18 protein-coding genes are annotated in these 22,133 nt (G+C 73.6%); 5 read left to right on the forward strand and 13 right to left on the reverse strand.

Going from position 1 to position 22,133, the window contains the following annotated elements; genetic code table 11:
- Nucleotides 1-73: 73 nt before the first annotated feature.
- The 3 genes from ruvB to ruvC are packed head-to-tail and all read right to left on the reverse strand — an operon-like array spanning nt 74 to nt 2,261.
- Nucleotides 74-1,138, reverse strand: a complete 1,065-nt coding sequence (gene ruvB / locus FB454_RS06850) for a Holliday junction branch migration DNA helicase RuvB (protein ID WP_013285465.1) — start codon at nt 1,136-1,138, stop codon at nt 74-76.
- Complete coding sequence (ruvA, locus tag FB454_RS06855; protein ID WP_120570540.1) at nt 1,135-1,737, reverse strand: Holliday junction branch migration protein RuvA; 603 nt, start codon at nt 1,735-1,737, stop codon at nt 1,135-1,137. The genes ruvB and ruvA overlap by 4 nt, the downstream gene beginning before the upstream one ends.
- Nucleotides 1,734-2,261: a crossover junction endodeoxyribonuclease RuvC gene (gene ruvC, locus FB454_RS06860; RefSeq protein ID WP_047892837.1), complete on the reverse strand. Its 528-nt coding sequence runs from the start codon at nt 2,259-2,261 to the stop codon at nt 1,734-1,736. Before ruvC ends, ruvA begins: the two co-directional genes overlap by 4 nt.
- Before the next feature lie 184 nt (nt 2,262-2,445).
- Between ruvC and FB454_RS06865 the strand changes: the two genes are divergently transcribed.
- Together FB454_RS06865 and FB454_RS06870 are read left to right on the forward strand one after the other, a co-directional pair.
- The gene (locus tag FB454_RS06865) at nt 2,446-3,228 is read left to right on the forward strand and encodes a 3-hydroxybutyrate dehydrogenase (protein ID WP_013285462.1); all 783 of its coding nucleotides are present in this window, start codon (nt 2,446-2,448) and stop codon (nt 3,226-3,228) included.
- Nucleotides 3,229-3,242: 14 nt separating this feature from the next.
- Complete coding sequence (locus FB454_RS06870) at nt 3,243-5,162, forward strand: helix-turn-helix domain-containing protein (RefSeq protein WP_013285461.1); 1,920 nt, start codon at nt 3,243-3,245, stop codon at nt 5,160-5,162.
- A 37-nt stretch (nt 5,163-5,199) separates the two neighbouring features.
- Here the strand turns inward: FB454_RS06870 and FB454_RS06875 are convergent, their stop codons facing one another.
- The 3 genes from FB454_RS06875 to FB454_RS06885 form a co-directional block, all read right to left on the reverse strand.
- Nucleotides 5,200-5,808, reverse strand: a complete 609-nt coding sequence (locus FB454_RS06875) for a TetR/AcrR family transcriptional regulator (protein ID WP_013474870.1) — start codon at nt 5,806-5,808, stop codon at nt 5,200-5,202.
- Nucleotides 5,809-5,819: 11 nt separating this feature from the next.
- Nucleotides 5,820-7,385 (reverse strand): MFS transporter, encoded by a 1,566-nt coding sequence (locus tag FB454_RS06880; RefSeq protein ID WP_013474869.1) that lies wholly within the window; start codon nt 7,383-7,385, stop codon nt 5,820-5,822.
- 119 nt (nt 7,386-7,504) lie between these two features.
- Nucleotides 7,505-8,566, reverse strand: coding sequence for an FAD-dependent monooxygenase (locus FB454_RS06885; RefSeq protein WP_145822669.1), 1,062 nt, complete (start codon nt 8,564-8,566; stop codon nt 7,505-7,507).
- 54 nt (nt 8,567-8,620) lie between these two features.
- Between FB454_RS06885 and FB454_RS06890 the strand changes: the two genes are divergently transcribed.
- Nucleotides 8,621-9,178 carry a TetR/AcrR family transcriptional regulator gene (locus tag FB454_RS06890; protein ID WP_145822670.1) on the forward strand — a complete coding sequence of 186 codons (558 nt, stop codon included), beginning with the start codon at nt 8,621-8,623 and terminating at the stop codon, nt 9,176-9,178.
- Between the two features lie 58 nt (nt 9,179-9,236).
- Here the strand turns inward: FB454_RS06890 and FB454_RS06895 are convergent, their stop codons facing one another.
- From FB454_RS06895 to FB454_RS06910, 4 genes are all read right to left on the reverse strand, one after another.
- Nucleotides 9,237-9,878: a transcriptional regulator gene (locus FB454_RS06895; RefSeq protein WP_232236670.1), complete on the reverse strand. Its 642-nt coding sequence runs from the start codon at nt 9,876-9,878 to the stop codon at nt 9,237-9,239.
- Nucleotides 9,879-9,968: 90 nt separating this feature from the next.
- Nucleotides 9,969-11,045, reverse strand: coding sequence for an alcohol dehydrogenase catalytic domain-containing protein (locus FB454_RS06900; RefSeq protein ID WP_486485397.1), 1,077 nt, complete (start codon nt 11,043-11,045; stop codon nt 9,969-9,971).
- A complete protein-coding gene (locus FB454_RS06905; RefSeq protein ID WP_013474866.1) occupies nt 11,042-12,484 on the reverse strand; it encodes an aldehyde dehydrogenase family protein in 1,443 nt (480 codons plus the stop codon). Before FB454_RS06905 ends, FB454_RS06900 begins: the two co-directional genes overlap by 4 nt.
- 45 nt (nt 12,485-12,529) lie before the next feature.
- A complete protein-coding gene (locus FB454_RS06910) occupies nt 12,530-13,183 on the reverse strand; it encodes a TetR/AcrR family transcriptional regulator (protein ID WP_013285453.1) in 654 nt (217 codons plus the stop codon).
- A gap of 87 nt (nt 13,184-13,270) precedes the next feature.
- Between FB454_RS06910 and FB454_RS06915 the strand changes: the two genes are divergently transcribed.
- Nucleotides 13,271-14,443 carry an acyl-CoA dehydrogenase family protein gene (locus tag FB454_RS06915; protein ID WP_013474865.1) on the forward strand — a complete coding sequence of 391 codons (1,173 nt, stop codon included), beginning with the start codon at nt 13,271-13,273 and terminating at the stop codon, nt 14,441-14,443.
- Nucleotides 14,444-14,447: 4 nt separating this feature from the next.
- Here the strand turns inward: FB454_RS06915 and FB454_RS06920 are convergent, their stop codons facing one another.
- Together FB454_RS06920 and FB454_RS06925 are read right to left on the reverse strand one after the other, a co-directional pair.
- Nucleotides 14,448-15,485, reverse strand: a complete 1,038-nt coding sequence (locus FB454_RS06920) for an aminotransferase class V-fold PLP-dependent enzyme (protein ID WP_041784502.1) — start codon at nt 15,483-15,485, stop codon at nt 14,448-14,450.
- Nucleotides 15,486-15,823: 338 nt separating this feature from the next.
- Nucleotides 15,824-16,708 (reverse strand): hypothetical protein, encoded by an 885-nt coding sequence (locus tag FB454_RS06925; protein ID WP_145822671.1) that lies wholly within the window; start codon nt 16,706-16,708, stop codon nt 15,824-15,826.
- Nucleotides 16,709-17,621: 913 nt separating this feature from the next.
- Between FB454_RS06925 and FB454_RS35300 the strand changes: the two genes are divergently transcribed.
- Complete coding sequence (locus FB454_RS35300; RefSeq protein WP_369830078.1) at nt 17,622-18,563, forward strand: golvesin C-terminal-like domain-containing protein; 942 nt, start codon at nt 17,622-17,624, stop codon at nt 18,561-18,563.
- Nucleotides 18,564-18,593: 30 nt separating this feature from the next.
- On the opposite strand, the gene dnaE is transcribed toward FB454_RS35300, so the two are convergent.
- Nucleotides 18,594-22,127 carry a DNA polymerase III subunit alpha gene (gene dnaE / locus FB454_RS06935; protein ID WP_013285448.1) on the reverse strand — a complete coding sequence of 1,178 codons (3,534 nt, stop codon included), beginning with the start codon at nt 22,125-22,127 and terminating at the stop codon, nt 18,594-18,596.
- Between the last annotated feature and the right edge of the window lie 6 nt (nt 22,128-22,133).

Genomic DNA, 22,133 nt, shown 5'->3' on the forward strand with positions numbered 1-22,133 from the left:
GTCCTGTACAAACCGCGGCGAAGTCTAGTCCCTGCTCCTGAGAAGACCGAATGCGGCACAGATCACGAACGGATCACGGCTGGTCGGTCTGCACCGAGAACAGATCGGGCCCCGGAGGGGCATCCGCACCAAATGTACCATTCGGGGGCGTACGGCCCAGATGGCGCCAGGCAGCCTCGGTCGCCACCCGCCCGCGCGGGGTCCGGGCCAGCAGCCCGGCCCGCACCAGGAACGGCTCGCAGACTTCCTCGACCGTGTCCGGCTGCTCGCCCACCGCCACGGCGAGAGTGGACAGGCCCACCGGACCACCCCGGAACGAGTCGACGAGCGCGGTCAGCACCGCCCGGTCGAGCCGGTCCAGGCCGAGCGCGTCCACGTCGTAGACGGTCAGCGCGGCACGAGCCGTCTCCAGCGTGACCACGCCGTCGGCGCGGACCTCGGCGTAGTCGCGGACCCGGCGCAGCAGCCGGTTGGCGATACGCGGGGTGCCCCGGGACCGGCCGGCGACCTCCGCCGCGCCGTCGGCGGTGATCGGCACGCCGAGGATCCGCGCCGACCGGTGCAGCAGCGTCTCCAGGTCGGCCGGCGCGTAGAAGTCGAGGTGCGCGACGAAGCCGAACCGGTCGCGCATCGGGCCGGTCAGCAGGCCGGAGCGGGTGGTGGCGCCGACGAGCGTGAACGGCTCCACGTCGAGCGGGATGGCGGTGGCACCCGGGCCCTTGCCGACCACCACGTCGACGCGGAAGTCCTCCATGGCGCTGTAGAGCAGCTCCTCGGCCGGCTTGGCGATCCGGTGGATCTCGTCGATGAACAGCACGTCGCCCTCGGCGAGGCCGGTCAGGATCGCGGCCAGATCGCCGGAGCGCTCGATGGCCGGGCCGCTGGTCACCCGGATCCCGGTGCCCAGCTCGGCGGCGACGATGTTGGCCAGGGTCGTCTTACCGAGGCCAGGCGGCCCCGAGAGGAGGATGTGGTCGGGCGGGGAGCCGCGCCGCATCGCGCCCTGCAACAGCAGGTCGAGCTGGTCGCGGACCCGGTGCTGGGCGATGAACTCGTCCAGCCGCTTCGGGCGGACGCTGGCCTCCGCGTCCAGCTCGGCGTCGTTCACGTACGCCGAGACCAGGTTCTCCCCGCTCATCGGGTCCGGCCCAGGAGGCGGATCGCCTGCTTGAGCAGCACCGGCACCGGCGGGGTCTCGCCGTCGACGGTCTCCGCCACCGCGGCCACCGCCTGCTCCGCCTGCCCGGCCGTCCAGCCGAGCCCGACGAGGGCCTGGCGGACCTGCTCCGGCCAGGCGCCCGCGGTCACCCCGGCCGCGCCGTCGGCGCCCACCGGCACCGGGCCGACCCGGTCGCGCAGCTCCAGCACCAGCCGCTCGGCACCCTTCTTGCCGATGCCCGGCACCCGGGTCAGCGCGGCGGTGTCGGCGTTGGCGATGGCCTTGCGGACCGCGTCGGGCGTGTGCACGGCGAGCACCGCCTGGGCCAGCCGGGGACCGACCCCGCTGGCGGTCTGGAGCAGCTCGAACAGCTGCTTGGCGTCGTCGTCGGCGAAGCCGTAGAGGGTGAGCGAGTCCTCCCGGACCACAAGGCTGGTGGCGAGCCGGGCGGGCTGGCCCACGCGCAGGTCGGCGAGCGTGCCGGGGGCGCACTGCACGGCCAGGCCGATGCCGCCCACCTCCACCACCGCGTGATCCGGGCCGGTGGCGGTCACCGTGCCGCGTACGCTCGCGATCATCGCGTCCCTCCTCGTCGGGCCCGTTGCGCGGCCTCGGCCAGCTTGGACCGGGTGCCCCCGCGCCACACGTGACAGATGGCCAGCGCCAGCGCGTCGGCGGCGTCGGCCGGTTTCGGCGGCTCGGGCAGCCGCAGCAGCCGGGTGACCATGGTGGTCATCTGCTTCTTGTCCGCCTGCCCCGAGCCGGTCACCGCCGCCTTGACCTCGCTCGGCGTGTACGTCGTCACGGGCAGCCCGGCCCGGGCCCCGGCGAGCACCGCGACGCCGCTGGCCTGCGCGGTGCCCATCACGGTGCGGACGTTGTGCTGGCTGAACACGCGCTCCACCGCGACCGCGTCCGGCCGGTGCTCGGCGACCAGGTCGGTGAGCGAGCGGTCCAGGTGCAGCAGGCGCAGCGCCAGGTCGTCCTCCGGGTCGGTGTAGACCACGTAGTAGGCCACGAGCGTGCAGGGACGGCCCGGCACGCCCTCGACAACGCCGACCCCGCACCGGGTCAGCCCCGGGTCGACGCCCAGCACGCGCACGCCGCCTCCTCCCCGAGCCGCCAGCAGTACGTGTGTTCGACACACCCTACTGGTGCCCGCCGACACCGGGACCGCCGGACACGCCGGGCACGGGCGGTGACGCGGCGCACCACACACGCAGACGGTGGAGTATGTGTCGCCGCCCCATGTGCCAGGGGGCACCCGGCTCGTACGTTCATGCGCCATGACGGCAGAACCCGTGGCGGTCCCCCACGTCGTACACGTCGACCTGACCGGTCGCACCGCGCTGGTCACAGGTGGTGGCGGCGGCATCGGACGGGCCTGTGCCCTGCGCCTGGCGGCGGCCGGCGCGACGGTCGTGGTGCTGGACCGCGACGTGGCGGCGGCCGAGGCGGTGGCCGCCGAGGCCGGCGGCCGGGCGGTGGGGATCGACCTGGCCGACCCGGCGGCTGTGGACCGGCTCGACGTCGACGCCGACATCGTGGTCAACAACGCCGGGCTGCAGCACGTCGCGCCGGTGCAGGACTTCCCGGTCGAGCGCTTCGAGTACATCCAGCGGGTGATGGTGGAGGCGCCGTTCCTGCTGATCCGCCGCGCGCTGCCCCGGATGTACGCGAACGGCTGGGGCCGGGTCGTGAACATCTCCTCGGTGCACGGGCTGCGCGCCTCGCCGTTCAAGGCCGCGTACGTCTCGGCCAAGCACGCGCTGGAGGGCCTGTCCAAGGTGGTGGCGCTGGAGGGCGCCGCGCACGGCGTCACGGCCAACTGCATCAACCCGGCGTACGTGCGCACCGCGCTGGTGGAGAGCCAGATCGCCGACCAGGCGGCCACCCACGGCATCGGCGAGGACGAGGTGGTCGAGAAGATCATGCTGGCCCGGGCGGCGATCAAGCGGCTGATCGAGCCGGCGGAGGTGGCCGAACTGGTGGCGTACCTGTGCTCCCCGCCCGCCGCGTTCCTCACCGGCACCTCGATCGCCCTCGACGGGGGCTGGACGGCGAACTAGTGGGCCCGCGCACAATGTCGGTCATGTCGTCGCCGGTCGAGTTCCTGGAGCTGCTGGCGCGCGAGGCCGCCGCGGTCGAGTTCGAGGGCCCGCTGGTGGCCGCGCGCGCCGCCGGCCTGCCCGCCGAACGGCTGGCCGAGCTGGAGCAGGCGAAGGTGGTGGCGCTGCGGGTACGGGCCCTGCTGGCCCGCAGGCGCCGCCGGGAGACCGAGCTGTCCGGCCTGTACGACACCGCGAGCGACCTGGCCGGCCTGCGCGACCTGGACGACGTGCTGCGCGCGATCGTGCACCGGGCGCGGATCCTGCTCGGCACCGACGTGGCGTACATGACGCTCAACGACGACGAGCGCGGCGACACGTACATGCGGGTCACCGACGGCTCGATCTCGGCCCGGTTCCAGCGGCTGCGGCTGGAGCTGGGCGACGGGCTCGGCGGGCTGGTCGCGCAGACCGGCACCCCGTACGTCACCTCGAACTACCAGGAGGACGAGCGGTTCCGGCACACCGGGGAGATCGACGGCGGCGTGGGCGAGGAGGGCCTGGTGGCCATCCTCGGCGTGCCGCTGCGGCTCGGGTCCAGCGTGATCGGCGTGCTGTACGCGGCGAACCGCTCGGCCCGGCCGTTCGCCCGCGAGGAGGTGTCGCTGCTGGTGTCGCTGGCGGCGCACGCGGCGGTGGCGATCGACACCGCGCGGCTGCTCGCCGAGACCCGGGCGGCGCTGGCGGAGCTGTCCGCGGCGAACAGCACCATCCGGGCGCACAGCAGCTCGGTGGAGCGCGCCGCCGCTGCGCACGACCGGATGACCGCGCTCGTGGTGCGCGGCGGCGGCATGGAGGACGTGGCGGCGGCGGTCACCGAGGTGCTCGGTGGCGCGCTGCTGGCGCTGGACGCCGAGGGCCGGCGGCTGGCCCGGGTCGGTGAGATCGAGGAGCCGGACCGGGCCGACATCGTGGAGGCGGTCGCCGCGTCCCGTACCGAGGGGCGCAGCGTGCGCCGGGGCCCGCTCTGGTACGCCGCGGTGGTGGCCGGTGCGGAGAACCTGGGCGCGCTGGTGCTGCGCCCGGACGACGAGCTGGTCGACGCCGACCAGCGCATCCTGGAGCGGGCCGCGCTGGTGACCGCGTTGCTGTTGCTGTTCCGCCGGACCGTGGCCGAGGCGGAGGGGCGGGTACGCGGTGAGCTGCTGGACGACCTGATCGCCCGGCCGCTGCGCGACGCCGACGCGCTGCGCGCGCGGGCCCGCCGGATCGGGGTGGACCTGGACGCCCCGCACGTGCTGGTGGCGGTCGGTGACGACGCGTTCGCCGAGACCGGCTCGGCCCGGCAGCGGGTGCTGTCCTGGGCCACCACGTACGCCTCGACCCGGGGTGGCCTTGCCGCGGCGCGTGCCGGACGGGTGGTGCTGATGCTGCCCGGCCACGACGCCGGCGGTGCGGCCCGCGCGGTGGCCCGGGACCTGTCCCGGGTGACCGGTCGCCCGGTGACCGCCGGGGCGAGCGGGCCGTCGACCGGTCCGGCGTCGCTGGCCGTCACGTTCGCCGAGGCGGAGCGCTGCCTGTCCGCGCTCGGTGCGCTGGGCCGGGCCGGGCAGGGGGCGAGCACCACCGAGCTGGGTTTCGTCGGGCTGCTGCTGGGCGCGGTCGGTGACGCCGGGGACCGGGACGTGGCCCGGTTCCTCGCCACGACTGTGGGGCCGGTGCTGGACTACGACGCCCGGCGGGGCACGGCGCTGGTGAAGACGCTGGAGGCGTACTTCGGGGTGGGCGGCAGCCTGGCTCGCGCCGCCGAGCAGCTGCACGTGCACGTGAACACGGTCACCCAGCGGCTGGAGCGGGTCGGGCACCTGCTCGGCGCGGACTGGCAGCGGCCGGAGCGGGCGCTGGAGGTGCAGCTCGCGCTGCGCCTGCACCGGCTGCGCACGCCCGCCCGCTGAGCGGCCGGACCGCGCCGGGCGGACCGGCCGGCCCGGGTCAGCGGACGCGCAGGCCGTCCAGGACCGTGTCCACGATCCGCTCGGGAAGCATCCGCTCGTCGCGCTCGGGGTGCCAGCGCAGCATCCGCTGGGTGAGCATCGGCGCGGTGAGCAGCGACATGGTCACCTCGATGTCGAGGTCGGCGCGCAGTTCGCCCCGGTCGATCGCGCGGCGCAGCACCTCGCGCATCGCCGCGCGCCGGGGCTCGACGATCGCCTCGTACGCCTGCCGGTGGGCCGAGCTGCGGTTCACCTCGGGCACCAGGCAGGGCATGATCTTGCGGACCCGGGGGTCGGCGTGCTGGCCGACGGCGCCGACGAGCAGCACCAGGTCGTCGCGGACGGAGCGCCCGGCGGTGCGGGGCGCGGGCCCCTTGAGCGTGCGCAACGCGTCCAGCAGCAACGCGTCCTTGCCCGGCCAGCGGCGGTAGATGGTGGCCTTGCCGACTCCGGCGCGGGCCGCGATCGCCTCGATGGACAGCGACTCTATGGTGCTGCCCTCGGCCAGCAGGTCGAGGGTGGCGTCGACGATCGCCTCGTCCGCACGGGTGCTCCGCGGTCGCCCGGGCGACCGCGGAGCATCCGCCGTGGAAGTCATGTCAGACATTGTCCACGAACCTACGCGGTACCGGCCAACTCCCTGTCGGTGACCGGCGCCGCGTCGGGGGCGACGACCGGCCGGCCCGGCATCCAGCGCAGCACGATCACGATGCCGAGCGCGGCCACCACCGCGGAGGCGCCCGCCGCCCAGTGCATGGCCGAGACGAACGAGTCGTTGGCCGCGTCGATCAGTCGCGGCGCGTCGGGGCCGAGCCGGCCGGCGACCGCGTACGCCCCGGACACCGACTCGCGGGCCGCGTCGCGTACCGGGGCGGGCAGGGCGGCCACCGCCGGGCCGACCTGGTCGCGGTAGACGGCGGAGAGCACCGAGCCGAGCACCGCCACGCCGAGCGCGCCAGCCACCTGGCGCACGGTGTTGCTGACCGCGGAACCGACACCGGCCTTCTCCCGGGGCAGCGAGGACATGATCGACTCGGTGGCCGGCGGCATGATGTTCGCCATCCCGGCGCCCTGGAGGAAGCCCAGCGCCGAGAAGATCCAGATCGGGGTGTCCGCGTCGATGAAGACGAACGCGGCGAGCGCCACAGTGGTGAGCAGCAGCCCGACGGCCGCGACCGCCCGGCCGCCGTAGCGGCGGACCATCGCCGCGCTGCGCGGCGCGAAGATGAGCTGGGCCGCCGCGAACGGCAGGAACAGCAGGCCGCTCTCCAGCGGGCTGTAGCCGCGCACGAGCTGGAGGTAGAACGCGCCGAAGAACATCACGCCCATGGCGGCGAAGAAGACCAGCCCGACCAGGGCCACCGGCGCGGCGAAGCGGGGCACCCGGAACAGCCGGACGTCCAGCGACGGGTGGTCGCTGCGCAGCTCGTGGGCGACGAACCAGCCGAGCACCGCGAGGCCGCCGAGCACCGCGACCCACACCTGCGGGCGGCCGAAGCCGTGCTCGCCGCCGTCGATGATGCCGTAGGTGAGGGCGACCAGGCCGACCACCGAGAGCAGCACGCCGAGCAGGTCGACCCGGCCGGGCTTGGGGTCGCGGGACTCGGGGACCAGGGCCGCGACGAGCACCACGCCGAGCGCCACCACCGGCACGTTGATCAGGAAGACCGAGCCCCACCAGAAGTGCTCCAGCAGCGCGCCGCCGAGCACCGGGCCGATCGCCACCGCGAGGCCGACCGCGCCGGCCCAGACGCCGATCGCCTTGGCGCGCTCGCGCGGGTCGAAGACGTTGGAGATGATCGAGAGCGTCACCGGCATGATGGCCGCGCCGCCGACGCCCATCAGCGCGCGGGCCGCGATGAGCTGGGCCGGGTCCTGCGCGTACGCGGACAGCAGCGAGGACAGGCCGAAGAGCGCCAGCCCGAGGATCAGGAAGCGGCGGCGGCCGAGCCGGTCACCGAGCACGCCGAAGGTGAACAGCAGCCCGGCGAAGACGAGCGTGTAGGAGTTGATCGCCCACTCCAGCTCGCCCTGGGTGGCGCCGAGGCCGTGCACCGGGTCGGCCAGCGTGCGCAGCGCGACGTTGAGGATGGTGTTGTCGAGGACGACCACGAGGAGGCTGATCACCAGCACCCCGAGGATCGCCCACCTCCTCGGGTGTCCGGTGTTCTCGTGTGGTTCCACGTCCGTGCTCCCCCCGGTTTCCCCGCGTCGGAATACGATACGGGTCAGACTCGTAACGGAGCCGAGCGTAGGTGAGCGGGTTTCGATACGGAACGGGTTCGTATCGAATGTGTCTCAGGTCACGCGGGCGGTCCGGCCGCCAGCGCCAGTCGCAGCAGCGCGTCCCGCACCGGCAGCAGCCGCCGCACGCCGGACAGCCGCCCCGCCCACCGCGCCCCGGCCGCGATCCGCTGCGTCGGACGCCGGCGCCTCCTGTCGTACGCGCGCAGCGCGGCCGGCACGTCGCCGGCGTCGCGCAGGCAGTCGGCGAGCGCCACCGCGTCGATCAGCGCCTGGCAGGCGCCCTGCCCGAGGTCCGGGGTCATCGCGTGCGCGGCGTCGCCGAGCAGTGCCGTCCGGCCGGCCACGTACGACGGCAGCGGCGTGAGGTCGTGGATCTCGTGCCGCAGGATCCCGTCCGGTGCGAGCGCGTCGAGCACCCGCGGCACCGGCGGGTGCCAGTCACCGAAGAGGCGGCGCAGCTCGGCGCGGTCGTCGGGCGGCGCCGGGTGCCCCTCGGGCAGGCGCACCGCGGCGTACCAGTTGGTGCGGCCCGGCCCGGCCGGGGTCAGCCCGAACTTGCGCCCCCGCCCCCAGGTCTCGCCGCCCTCGGCCAGATCCAGGTCGACCACGCCGCGCCAGGCCACCGCGCCCGCGTACCGCAGCGGATACCGCTGCCCGTACATCTGCGCGCGCACCACGCTGTTGATCCCGTCCGCGCCCACCACCAGGTCGTACGCGTCGCGCAGTGACCCCGGGCCGGTCACCGGGGCGCCGAGGCGCAGCGCCGGTCCGGGCAGCGCGCCGGCCAGGACGGCGAGCAGCACCGGCCGGGTGACCAGGTGCACCGGCTCGCCGTGCCGGCGCTCCAGCCGCTCGACGTCGACGGTGGCGATCCGGCGGCCGTCCGGGCGCCGGATCGACCCGCCGGCCTGACGGCTGCCCCGGCGGCGCACCTCGTCGCCGACGCCGAGGGCGTCCAGGGCGCGCATCGCGCCGGGCCAGATGCCCAGCCCGGTGCCGGTGTACGGCAACGCGACCGACCGCTCCCGGACCGTCACCTCCCAGCCCGCCGCCCGCAGGCCGATGCCCGCCGCGAGCCCGCCGATCCCGCCCCCGACCACGACCGCGCGTCCGCCCATGCCGTCACCGTACTACAGATGTAGTCGACTGCACTACGCCTGTAGTCTGTCCGGGTGACCGATCGCCGGCAGCTCCTGCTCGACGCCGCCATCCGGGTGCTCGGCACCGGCGGGCCGCGCCAGCTCACCCACCGGGCCGTGGACGCGGAGGCGGGCCTGCCCGAGGGCTCCGCCTCCAACCGGTTCCGCACCCGGGAGGCGCTGGTCACCGGCGTCTTCGACCGGCTGGTCGAGGTGGAGACGGCGGCCTGGCAACGGCTCGCCACGGACCTGCCGCCGGGCGACGTCACCGCGTTCGCCGCGGTGGTCGGCCGGCTGATCCGGGAGTTCACCGACCGGCAGCGGGTGGTCACGCTCGCCCGGTACGCGCTGTTCGTCGAGGCGGCGGCGCGGCCCGATCTGCGCCCGGCCATCGAGGCCGCCCGGGCACGGCTGGCCGGCTGGGGGGAGCCGCTGCTCGCCACGCTCGGCTCGGCCGATCCGCCGGCTCACTTCCGGATGCTGCTGGCACTCGTCGACGGGCTGCTGAGCAACCAGCTCGCCTCCCCCGATGACGGCTTCGACCCGGAGTCTGCCGTCGCCACGCTGGTGCGCGGATTCCGCACCGGCTGATCCTGGTCGCGCCGGTCTGCTCGCGCCTGGCGTCAGTCCGCCGTGTCAGGAGCCGGTGTCAGGTGGCGCCTCCTGCGGCCAGGCAGGCCAGCGTCGCCTCGCCGAGCGTGGTGAGGCGCTGCGGAGCGGCCGAGGAGGGCGGGAACGGCTCGATCCACCCCGGACCGGCAGCGAGCACGCGTACCCCGGGCAGGTCCCGCCGCAGACGGACCAGGCGGTACGCGCGGCCGGTCAGCGGCGTCTGCGACCAGACCACCACCACCCGCGGACGGACCCGGACCACGGCACTGGTCAGCGCGGACCACGGCAGCGCCGGGCCGAGGTGCAGCGCGCCCCGGCCGCGTTCGCGCAGCGCCGCGGCGAGCGCGTGCAGTCCGAGGCAGTGCGTCTCGTGCTCGGCGCCTGCGAGCAGCACGCCCTGGGCGGGAAGCGGCCGGGACGGCTCACGGCCGAACACGTCCAGGCCGACGCGTACCCCCTCGGAGAGGGCGTGCTCGACGGCGATCTCGGCGGCGCTGTCGCCGCGCAGCGTGCCGAGCAGCGGCAGGCAGACCTGTTCCCAGGCGGGCACCACCCCGGCCTCGGCGGCCAGGTCGAGCACCAGCCCGGCGACCCGGTTGTCGTCCAGGTCCTCGGCGGCGGCGGTCAGCCGTTTGCGGGCCGTCTCGACGGCCCCGGCCGGCATGTTCTCGGTCAGCAACGGACGTACCCCCGGGTAGCTCTCCTACCCTGGGGTTCGTCCGCACGGCCCGATCCGGATGCGCCGGCGGCGAATCCGGCCGGAGCCCGGTCAGTCCGGGAACGTGACGACCCAGCGGGCGCCCTCGCCGCGGGCCAGCCGCTCCAGCGCCGCGGGCGCCTCGGTCAGCGGCACCGTGCCGCTCACCAGCGGCCCCAGGTCCAGGTCACCGGCGGCGAGCGCGGCAGCCAGTTCCGGGACCTCCCGGTCCGGGTCAGTCGAGCCGTACACCGAGGAGCGCAGCGTGCGCGCGGAGTGGAAGATGTCCAGCGCGGAGAGGCTGAGCATGTCGTCCTTGCCGCCCATGCCGACCACGGTGACCGCTCCCCCGCGCCGCGTCGCCCGCCAGGCGGCGCGGATGGTGGCGGACCGGCCGACGCACTCGAACGCGTGGTCCACGCCGCGTCCCTCGGTGCGGACCCGGATCTCCTTGCCCAGCCGGTCGTCCGAGCGCAGGAAGTCGGTGGCCCCGGCGGCGAGCGCCAGGTCCCGCTTGGCCTCCACCACGTCCACGGCGAGGATCGGCGACGCGCCGGCCCGCCGCGCGGCGGTCAGCACGGCCAGGCCCACCCCGCCGAGCCCGATCACCGCCACCGACTCGCCGGGTACGACCCGCGCGGTGTTGCGGACCGCGCCGACGCCGGTGAGCACCGCGCAGCCCAGCACCGCGGCCTGCTCCGGCGGCAGTCCGGCCGGCACCGGCACGGCGGCGTGCTGCGGCACCACCACCTCCTCGGCGAGCGCGCCGAGCCCGAGCGTGACCTGAAGCGGCTCACCGGCAGCCGTCTCGCCCCGGGGTGTCGACGGGTTGGGGTTGGCGGCGCAGAGCCACGGCTCGCCGTGCCGGCAGTGCCAGCACTCCCGGCAGGCCGGCGCCCAGTTGAGCACCACGGGTGTGCCGACCGCGAGCGTCGTGCCGGGCCCGGCCTCGGCCACCACACCCGTCGCCTCGTGCCCCAGCACCAGCGGGTACGCGGGCGCCAGCGTGCCGTCCACCATGGCCAGATCGGAGTGGCAGATGCCGGCGGCGCGGATGCGTACCCGCAGCTCGCCCGGGCCGGGCGCGGGCAGGCGTACCTCCTCGACCGCCGGTGTGGCGCCCCGGCCGCGTACCACGAGCGCCCTCACCGCTGGATCGCCTTCAGCTCGGTGAACTCCTCCACGCCGTACGCGCCCAGCTCACGGCCGAGGCCGGACTGCTTGTAGCCGCCGAACGGGGCGAGCGGGTTGAACGCGCCGCCGTTGACGTCCACCTGGCCGGTACGCATCCGCCGGGCCACTGCCAGCGCCGCGTCGGAGTCGGCGGACCAGACCGCGCCGGCCAGCCCGTACCGGGAGTTGTTGGCGACGGCGACCGCCTCGTCGGTGTCGGCGAACGGGATCACCGCGAGCACCGGGCCGAACACCTCCTCCTGGGCGAGCGCGCTGTCCGGGTGCACGTCGGCGAAGACGGTGGGCGCGACGAAGTGCCCCTGCGGCGGCAGTGGCGCGTCCGGGCCACCGGCGACGAGCCGGGCGCCGTCGGCGAGCGCCCGGTCGACGTGGTCGCGTACCCGCCGGGCCTGCGCGGCGGAGGCGAGCGGGCCGAGCCGGGTGGCCGGGTCGAACGGGTCGCCGAGCCGGTAGCCGGCCACCGCCGCCGCGACCAGGTCCAGGGCCTCGGCGTAGCGGTCGCGGTGTACGAGCATCCGGGTCCAGGCGGTGCAGGTCTGCCCGGAGTTGAGCAGCGCGTTGCCGACCCCGACCTTGACCGCGGTGGGCAGGTCGGCGTCGGCCAGGATGACGTTCGCCGACTTGCCACCGAGTTCCAGCGACACCCGGGCGATCCGCTCGGCGGCCAGGTGGGCGATGCGCCGGCCGGTGGCGGTGGAGCCGGTGAACGAGACCAGGTCGACGTCGGGGTGCGCGGCGAGCGCCTCGCCGACCACCGGGCCGGTGCCGGGCACCAGGTTCACCACGCCGGGCGGCAGCCCGGCGTCGGTGATCGCGTCGAACAGCAGGTACGCGGTCAGCGGCGTCAGCTCGCTGGGCTTGAGCACCACTGTGCAGCCGGCGGCGAGCGCGGGCGCGACCTTGGCGACCACCTGGTGCAGCGGGTAGTTCCACGGGGTGATCGCGCCGACCACGCCGACCGGCTCCCGGACGACGAGCGAGTTGCCGACCGTGTGCTCGGCCGCCGGGCGGGCGGCCAGGTCGACGATGCTCCGCAGCACCGTCAGCGGCAGGCCGGCCTGGACCCGGGTGGCGAGCTTGAGCGGGGTGCCCAGCTCGGTCGCCACGGTGCGGGCGATCTCGTCGGCGCGGGCGGCGAGCGCGCTGTGCAGCCGGTCCAGGTGCGCGGCCCGCTGCTCGGGGGCGGTGGCGGCCCAGCCGGGGAACGCGGCACGGGCGGCGGCGACCGCGCGGTCCACGTCGGCCGGTGTGCCGGCGGGCACCTCACCGACGATGCTCCCGGTAGCCGGGTTCTCCACCGGGATGGTGTCGCCCGACGACGGGTCGACCCAGTCACCGGCGACGTGCAGGTGGCGGCGCGTCAGCAGGGCGGGAGGGGCGGCGGCGAGATCCATGGCGTCCTTCGGGGGCGGCGGAAACTAGCGGTGGGAGTTTCGACGCTACTCCGGACCGCCGACCCGTTCCAGCGGGGCGACGGTGGCGGCGTACTCGGCGGCGAGCCCGTGCAGCAGCGCGTCCAGGCCGAGCGTGAACGCGCCCTCGTCCACGCTGCGCTGGTGTCCGGCGAGCCGGTGCGCCTGGTTGAGGTGCGGGTGCGCGGCGTAGAGCGAGGGGTCCTCGACGAAGCCGCGGGCGAACGAGCCGAGCGCGGACCCGGCCACGAAGTAGCGCATCGCGGCGCCGATGTGGGTGGCCCGCGCGGGCGGCCAGCCGGCCCGGACCAGCGCGCCGTACACCGCGTCGGCCATGGCGAGCGCGGCCGGACGGCGGCCCGGCCCCTGCGCCAGGTACGGCACGATGTTCGGGTGGGCGGCCAGCGCGGCCCGGTACGAGCGCGCCCAGCGGCGAAGCGCGTCGAGCCACTCGCACTCGTCGAAGACGCCGATGTCGACTGTCGCCGCGACGCCGTCGGCCACCGCGTCGAGGATCTCCTCCTTGGTGGCGAAGTGGTTGTAGAGCGAGGGGCCGCGGACACCGAGCGCGGCGGCGAGCCGCCGGGTCGAGAGCGCGTCCAGCCCGTCGGCGTCGATCAGCGCCAGCGCGGTCTCGACGATCCGGTCGCGGGTGAGCAGGGCCTGTCGGGGTCGGGGCACCTGGTCATCATCCTCCCTTCGACATCGGGTCTGGACGCGGTAAAACTTCCAGCGCTAGTTTAGAGCCAGTCGACCTGAGGGGGCACCGTGGACTTCGCACTGTCCGACGAGGAACGCGCGATCCGGGACACCGTTCGCACGTTCGTCACCCGCGAGGTGATGCCGCTGGAGGCGGAGGTGCTGCGCCGCGAGCGCGCCCACCAGCCCGGCCTGGACCGCTCCGAGCTGCGCGAACTCCAGCTCAAGGCGAAGAAGTTCGGCTTCTGGGGGCTGGCCACGCCGGAGGAGTACGGCGGGATGGACCTGCCGGCGGTCATGCAGTCGCTGATCTGGACCGAACTGGGCCGCAGCTTCGTGCCGTTCCGCTTCGGCGGCGAGGCCGACAACATCCTGTTCCACGCCACCGAGGAGCAGAAACGCGAGTTCCTGATCCCCACCATCGAGGGCGAACGGATCTCCTGCTTCGCCATCACCGAGCCCGGCGCGGGCTCCGACGCGGCGAACATCAAGCTGCGCGCCCGCCGCGACGGCGACGACTGGGTCCTCGACGGCGAGAAGACGTTCATCACCAACGGCAACGACGCCGACTTCGCCATCGTGGTCGCGGTGACCGACCCGGAGAAGGGCGCCCGCCGCGGCGGCGCCACCGCGTTCCTGGTGGACCGCACGATGGGCTGGCGCTCCGAGTTCATCCAGACCATGGGCGAGGGCGGCCCGGCCTCGCTGATCTTCGACGGCGTACGGGTGCCGCACCGCAACATCCTCGGCGAGATCGGGCAGGGCTTCACGCTCGGCATGGAGTGGATCGGCAAGGGCCGCTACACCATCCCGTCGCACGCCATCGGCATCGCCGAGCGCGCCCTCCAGATGGCCATCGACCACGCCAACACGCGGGAGACGTTCGGCGCGCCGATCGCCACCAACCAGGCCATCCAGTGGATGATCGCCGACTCGGAGACCGAGCTGGAGGCGGCCCGCTGGCTGATCCTGCGCTCGGCCTGGACCGTCGACCAGGGCCTCGACCCGCGGCACGCCTCCTCCATGGGCAAGCTCTACGGCGCCGGCATGGTCAACCGGGTGGTGGACCGGGTGCTCCAGATCCACGGCGGCATGGGCTACACCCGGGAGCTGCCGATCGAACGCTGGTACCGGCAGGTCCGGCTGTACCGGATCTTCGAGGGCACCGACGAGATGCAGCGGCTGATCATCTCCCGCGACCTGCTGCGCGGCTACACGAAGATCGGCGGCCACCTGGCCTGAGCAGTCAGCCGGTCAGCGCCTCGACCGCCCGGTCCACGTCCGCCTCGGTCGTGTAGAGGTGGAACGAGGCGCGCACCCGGCCCGCCCGTACCGCCGCGCGCACCCCGGCGCGGGCCAGCCGCTCCTGCGCGTCCGGCACGTCCACGCTGACGATCGCGCTGTCGCCCGGCGGCCGGCCCAGCCCGGCCAGGAACCGGTTGGCCAGCCCCACGTCGTACGCGCGCACCGCCTCCGGGTCGAGGTCGGCGAGCAGTTCCAGCGCCGGGGCGGTGCCCGCGTAGCTGAGCCACGGCGGCGCGATGTCGAACCGGCGCGCGTCGTCGGCCAGGCGCAGCGGCAGCCCGTAGTAGGAGGCGTGCGGCTCGCGGCCCGCGTACCACCCGGCCGCGTCCGGGCGCATCCGCTCGCGCAGCGCCGGGGCCAGGTAGGCGAAGGCCGATCCACGCGGCGACATCAACCACTTGTACGCCCCGACCACCACCGCGTCCGCCCGGTCCGCCGCGAACGGCAGCCACCCGCACGCCTGCGTCGCGTCGGCCACCACGAACGCGCCGTGCGCCCGGGCCGCCGCGACGATCTCGTCGTACGGGAGCACTGTGCCGTCGGCGGACTGCACCACGCTGAACGCCACCAGATCGGTGTCGGCGTCGATCGCGTCGACCAGGCCGGCCAGCGGCACGGTGCGTACCCGCACGCCGCGGTCCTGCTGCACCAGCCACGGGAACAGGATCGAGGTGAACTCGGTCTCGGGGACCACCACCGTCGCGCCCGCCGGCAGCCCGGCCGCGATCGGCGCGACGAGTTGTGACGCGCTGGCGCCGATGCTCACGTCGGCGACGTCCACACCGGTCAGCCGGGCGAACGCGGCCCGGGACCGGTCCACCGACTCCTCCCACACCTCGAACGACACCCGCCCGGTCCGCCAGTCGGCGAGCACCCGCTGCACGGCATCCCACACCGGCTCCGGCGGCAGTCCGTAGGTGGCCGTGTTCAACCAGCCCGGCTCCGGCTGCCACAACTTCTGCGCCTGCTCCAGCTCCATGCCACCGACGCTAGCCACCCCCGCCCCCACCCCGGCACCGCCAATCCCACCCCCGTGGCCCCACCCCGCCCGAGCCCGCCCGAACCCGCCCGCGATCTTGCACTTTCGGCCCCGGCAAATCGTGGCAGACCAGCGATCCGCAGGGCCGAAACCGCAAGATCGCGCGGCACGAGCAGGGGCGCGAGGGCGGGCGGGGACGCGACGCACCAGCACACCCGCCCGGACGATCATGAAGTTGGCGGTGCCGGCTGTCCGAATTGTCGCCGCCAACCTCATGATCGTCGCGGTGAGAGGGGGCGGCGCGAGGTGGGGGCGGTGGAGGGGGCGGAGGGTGGGGGTCAGGTTGGTGGAGGGAGGTCGGCCAGTGCGGCGGCTATCTCTGCGCGGACGCGGGGCAGGGGCCACCCGGCCAGGTCCCGTAGGGAGTGGTGGCGGCGCAGGTGTCGTACCGCGGTCAGGCCGACCAGGTAGCCGCAACGCTTCGGCAGGCCGCCGGCCAGCGGCGAGTCCCGCATCAGGAAGTACGGGGCGTGGTGCTCCGCGTCGGTGGCGTCGAGGTCGGCGCGTACCCGGCGCAGGATCTCCGGCCACCGGCGGCGGCACTCGTCGAGCCACCGCCGGTGACCGGGACGGCCGAACCAGAGGTACTCCTCGTCCGGCCGGCCGGCGTCCAGTTCCGCCGTGACCTGTGTGGCGAGCCCTTCGGTGAACAACGCGTTCGCCACCCCGCACTCGGGCCAGTCGCGGATCGCGGCGCCGCGGTCGTGCACCACGTGCGCGGCCTCGTGCCGCACCAGCAGGTCGAGATCCTCCGGCGGCCCGAGCTGTTCCACGGCGAGGAAGAGCGCGTACCTGCCGTTCAGCTCTCCGGCCCAGCCGTTGGCCTGGTTCAGCCCGACCAGCACCACGCACTCGACCGGCCCGCCGTCGCCGGACCAGCCCAGCGCACCGGCCACCGCCGTGACGCCGTCGGGCAGCAGCGCGCGTACCCTCTCGGCTCGTGCCGCCAGGTCGGCGGCGTGGCCGCGGAGCCCGTCCAGGACGGATGCCACGCCGGCGGCGTCGGGCCAGTCGCCGTCGCGGCGCAGCACCCGGACCACGTCCGGATGCGCGGCCAGGTAGTGCGCGCTCCACGGCTCCGGCGACGCGGACCGGCGCCCCTCGGCGCAGGCGAGGAAGTCGGGCACCAGGTCGCGGACGCGCAGCAGGTCGGCGGGCGGCATCCGCCCGATGCTGCCCGGCCGTGGCGCGCCGGGCAACACCGCGACGGTACGGGGGCAGCTCACGCCGACCGGGCCGAGGGGTGATCCCCGAGCGCGGTGGACACCGCCTCCGGAACGGGCCGGGGCGCGGCGGCGGGCGGCCCGCAGCCGGCGGCGCGACTGCCGGAGATGCCGCACGCCTGAAGGAAGGCTTCAGCAAAGGGTCCGTTGATGCAAGGTATCGACATAGACGAACGTCACGCTATAGGGTGCGGCGAACCGGCGACGTGAGCCAGTCGCCCCCTGTAGTGGACGAGGAGTGCCTGTGACGATTCGGAGACCCTCGCGTCGGGTGAGCCACCTGCTCGGCGGCGCCATGATCCTCATGATCGGCCTGACCGGCCAGCCGGCCCAGGCCGCGCCACAGCACGGCGCGCAGCCGCTCGCCGCCGCCTTCGACCGGGCCGCCACCGCCTCCGACGTGCCGCGCGACCTGCTCGCCGCGCTCGGGTACGCCGAGACCCGCCTGGACGGCCACGGCGGCGAGCCCAGCGTCTCCGGCGGATACGGCGTGATGCACCTGACCAGCAACCCGAAGGTGCGGACCCTCGACGAGGCCGCGCGCCGGACCCGGCTGGACCGCGCCGAACTGCGTACCCGGGACGCGGCGAACGTGGCCGGCGCGGCGGCGGTGCTGCGCTCCTACGCCGATGAGGCCGGACTCACCGCGGCGCAGCGCGACGACGTCAACCAGTGGTACGGGCCCATCGCCCGCTACGGGGGCTCGACGGACGCGGCCACCGCCCGGCTGTACGCGGACTCCGTGTTCGACCTGCTCGCCAGGGGCTTCATCGCGACCACGGCCGGCGGCGAGGTCAGCGTGGACGGCCGTCCGGTCGCACCCCAGCGGGGCCGGTACGCCGACGTCGCGCCGCTGGGCACCGGCGACTTCGGCACCCTGAGCACCGACTACGGCCCGGCGGCCTGGGTGCCGGCCAACTCGTCGAACTACACGGTCTCCAGCCGCGAGTCGGCGTACCCGATCAACTACATCGTCATCCACACCATGCAGGGCAGCTACGCCGGCTCGATCAGCTGGTTCCAGAACGCCGCAGCCGGCACCAGCGCGCACTACCTGCTCCGTTCCTCCGACGGCGCGGTGACCCAGATGGTGCGGGACAAGGACATCGCCTGGCACGCCGGCAACTGGACCTACAACACCCAGTCGATCGGCATCGAGCACGAGGGGTACGTCGACAACGCCTCCTGGTACACCGACGCGATGTACCGGTCGTCGGCGGCGCTGACCCGGTTCCTGTGCGACAAGTACGGCATCCCGAAGACCCGCAACAACATCATCGGGCACAACCAGGTGCCGGGCGCCACGCACACCGACCCGGGTCCGAACTGGAACTGGACCTACTACATGCAGCTCGTCACCGGCGGCACCACGCCCCCGCCGACCACTTGGTCGACGGTCGTGGACAACACCACCGCCGGCCGGTTCACCGCGAGCGCCAACTGGAGCACCTCGACGTACTCGGCGCAGCGCTACGGCGCCGACTACCGGTACGCCAACCCCGTCGCGGCCAGCGACGCCGCCTGGTACAAGGTGAACATCCCGGCGACCGCCACCTACCGGGTGGAGGTCTGGTATCCGGCCGTCGCCGGCTACAACACCTCCACGCCGTACATCGTCGCGACCACCAGCGGCAACCAGACGGTCTCGGTGAACCAGACAGCCAACGGCGGTGCGTGGCGTTCGCTGGGCACCTTCACCCTGGCCGCCGGGGACGCCAACAAGGTGGGTGTCAGCCGGTGGTCCGGCAGCACCGGGTACGTGATCGCCGACGCCATCCGCGTCACCCGCGTCTAGCCCGGTACGTCCCGCAGGCGCTCGGCCCGGTCAGCTCACGTTGGCCGGGCCGAGCACGCTCTTCAGGTCACCCATCAGCGCTGTGGTCGGCGCGACCCGGAACGGGCCGAGGCGCAGTGTGGTGACCTTGCCGCCGTTGAGCAGCTTGACGTGCACCTCGGTGTCGCCGGGGTGCAGCACGAGCGTCTCCTTGAGCCGTTCCACGAGCGGCGGCGTGCAGCGGTGCACCGGGATGGTGAGCGTGATCGGCTTGCTCCCCGGGGTGCTGCTGACGTCCGGCATGGACATGTCCATCGCCATGATGCGCGGGGTGTCGTCGCGCCGGTCCACCCGGCCCTTCACCACCACGATCGCGTCCTCGGCGATGTACTGCCCGATCACCTCGTACGTGTTCGGGAAGAACAGCGTCTCCACGCCGCCGGCGAGGTCTTCGAGGGTGGCCGACGCCCAGGCCCGGCCCTGCTTGGTGACCCGGCGCTGCACGCCGGAGAGGATGCCGGCCAGCGTGACCACCGCGCCGTCGGGCACCGTGCCCTCCTCCGACAGCGCGGCGATCGTGGTGTCCGCGGCGGCACCGAGCACGTGCTCCAGACCGAAGAGCGGGTGGTCGGAGACGTACAGACCGAGCATCTCGCGCTCGAACGCGAGCTTGTCGCGCTTGTCCCACTCCCCCTCGCCGATGACCGGCATGACAGTGGTGCTGCCACCGGTGTCAGCCTCGCCGAATCCGGCGCCGAACAGGTCGTACTGGCCGACCGCCTCCTTGCGCTTGACGTCGGCGTACGCGTCGATGGCGTCGGCGTGCACCGCCAGCAGGCCCTTGCGCGGATGCTGGAGCGAGTCGAACGCCCCGGCCTTGATCAGCGATTCGATGGTCTTCTTGTTGCAGACGACGGCGTCGACCTTGGACAGGAAGTCGTAGAAGTCGGTGTAGTCGCCCTTCTCCTCGCGGCACCGCATGATCGAGGCGACCACGTTCGCACCGACGTTGCGTACCGCGCCGAGACCGAAGCGGATCTCCTTGCCGACCGGGGTGAACGGCCCGGCCGAGGTGTTCACGTCCGGCGGGAGCACCTGGATGCGCATCCGGCGGCACTCGGACAGGTACAGGGCCATCTTGTCCTTGTCGTCACCGACGGAGGTGAGCAGCGCGGCCATGTACTCGGCCGGGTAGTGCGCCTTGAGGTACGCGGTCCAGTAGGAGACCAGGCCGTACGCGGCGGAGTGGGCCTTGTTGAACGCGTAACCGGCGAACGGGACCAGCACGTCCCACACGGCCTGGATGGCCTCGTCGGAGTAGCCGCGCTCGCGGCAGCCGTCCCGGAACGGGATGAACTCCTTGTCGAGGATCTCCTTCTTCTTCTTGCCCATCGCCCGGCGCAGCAGGTCGGCCTGGCCGAGCGTGTAGCCGGCGAGGATCTGCGCGGCGCGCTGCACCTGCTCCTGGTAGACGATCAGGCCGTACGTGGGCGCGAGGATCTCGCGCAGCGGCTCCTCCAGCTCCGGGTGGATCGGGGTGATCTCCTGGAGCCCGTTCTTGCGCAGCGCGTAGTTGGTGTGCGAGTCCACGCCCATCGGGCCGGGCCGGTAGAGCGCCAGGACGGCGGAGATGTCCTCGAAGTTGTCCGGCTTCATCAGCCGCAGCAGCGAGCGCATCGGCCCGCCGTCGAGCTGGAACACGCCGAGCGTGTCACCGCGGGCCAGCAGCTCGTACGCCTGCCTGTCGTCAAGCGGCAGGCCGAGCAGGTCCAGCTCCCGGCCGTGGTTGAGCTGGATGTTCTTCACCGCGTCGTCGATGATCGTCAGGTTGCGCAGGCCGAGGAAGTCCATCTTCAGCAGCCCGAGCGACTCGCAGGTCGGGTAGTCGAACTGCGTGATGATGACGCCGTCGGAGTCGCGCCGCATCAGCGGGATGTGCTCGATGATCGGCTCGGCGGACATGATGACGCCGGCGGCGTGCACACCGGTCTGCCGGATCAGGCCCTCGATGCCCTTGGCGGTCTCGATGACCTTCTTGACGTCCGGGTCGGACTCGTAGAGGCCCCGGATCTCGCCCGCCTCGGCGTAGCGCGGGTGCTTCGGGTCGAAGATGCCGGACAGCGGGATGTCCTTGCCCATCACCGCCGGGGGCATGGCCTTGGTGATCCGGTCGCCGACCGCGTACGGGAAGCCGAGCACGCGGGCCGAGTCCTTGATCGCGGCCTTCGCCTTGATCGTGCCGAACGTGGCGATCTGCGCGACCTTGTCCTCGCCCCACTTGTCGGTCACGTACTTGATGACCTCACCGCGCCGGCGCTCGTCGAAGTCGATGTCGACATCGGGCATGGAGACGCGTTCGGGGTTGAGGAACCGCTCGAAGATCAGGCCGTGCGGGATCGGGTCGAGGTCGGTGATGCCCAGCGCGTACGCCACGAGCGAGCCGGCCGCCGAGCCGCGCCCCGGGCCGACCGCGATGCCCTGGCTCTTGGCCCACTGGATGAAGTCGGCGACCACGAGGAAGTACGACGGGAAGCCCATCTGGATGATGACGCCCAGCTCGTACTCGGCCTGGACGACGTGGCCCTCGGGGATGCCGCCGGGGAAGCGGCGCGCCAGGCCGGCGAAGGTCTCCTTGCGGAACCAGGATTCCTCGGTCTCGCCCTCGGGGATCGGGAACCGCGGCATCAGGTTGTGGAACGTGAACATGCCGGCCGGGTCGACCTTCTCGGCGACCAGCAGCGTGTTGCGGCAGCCCTGCTGCCACAGCTCGGAGGAGTCGACGGCGCGCATCTGGTCGGCGGACTTGACGAAGTAGCCGCCGCCCTCGAACCGGAACCGGTTCGGGTCGGCCACGTTGCTGCCGGTCTGGACGCAGAGCAGCACGTCGTGCGCCTCGGCCTGCGCCTCGTGCGTGTAGTGCGAGTCGTTGGTGACCACCGGCGGGATGTCGAGCTTGCGGGCGATCTCGGTGAGCCCGTCGCGGACCCGGCGCTCGATGTCGAGGCCGTGGTCCATGATCTCCAGGAAGTAGTTGTCCTTGCCGAAGATGTCCTGGTACGCGGCCGCGACCTTGAGCGCCTCGTCGAACTGGCCCAGCCGCAGCCGGGTCTGCACCGCGCCGGACGGGCAGCCGGTGGTGGCCATGATGCCCTCGGCGTGCTCGGCGATCAGCTCCATGTCCATCCGGGGCCACTTCACGTAGTGGCCCTCCATGGAGGCGCGGGAGTTGAGCTTGAACAGGTTGTGCAGGCCGTCGCGGTTGGCCGCCCACATGGTCATGTGGGTGATCGCGCCGTTACCGGAGACGTCGTCGCTCTTCTGCTCGGGGCGCCCCCACTTGACCCGGGCCTTGTGGAAGCGCGACTCCGGCGCGACGTACGCCTCGACGCCGAGGATGGGCTTGACCCCGGCGTCCATGGCCTGCTTGTAGAAGTCGTTCGCGCCGTGCATGTTGCCGTGGTCGGTGATCGCCACCGCCGGCATGCCGAGCCGCGCCGCCTCGGCGAAGAGGTCCTTGAGCCGGGCCGCCCCGTCGAGCATCGAGTACTCGGTGTGTACGTGCAGATGCGCGAACGAATCGCCCATGCGTGG

It is taken from the genome of Micromonospora sp. CNZ297, assembly GCF_007827625.1.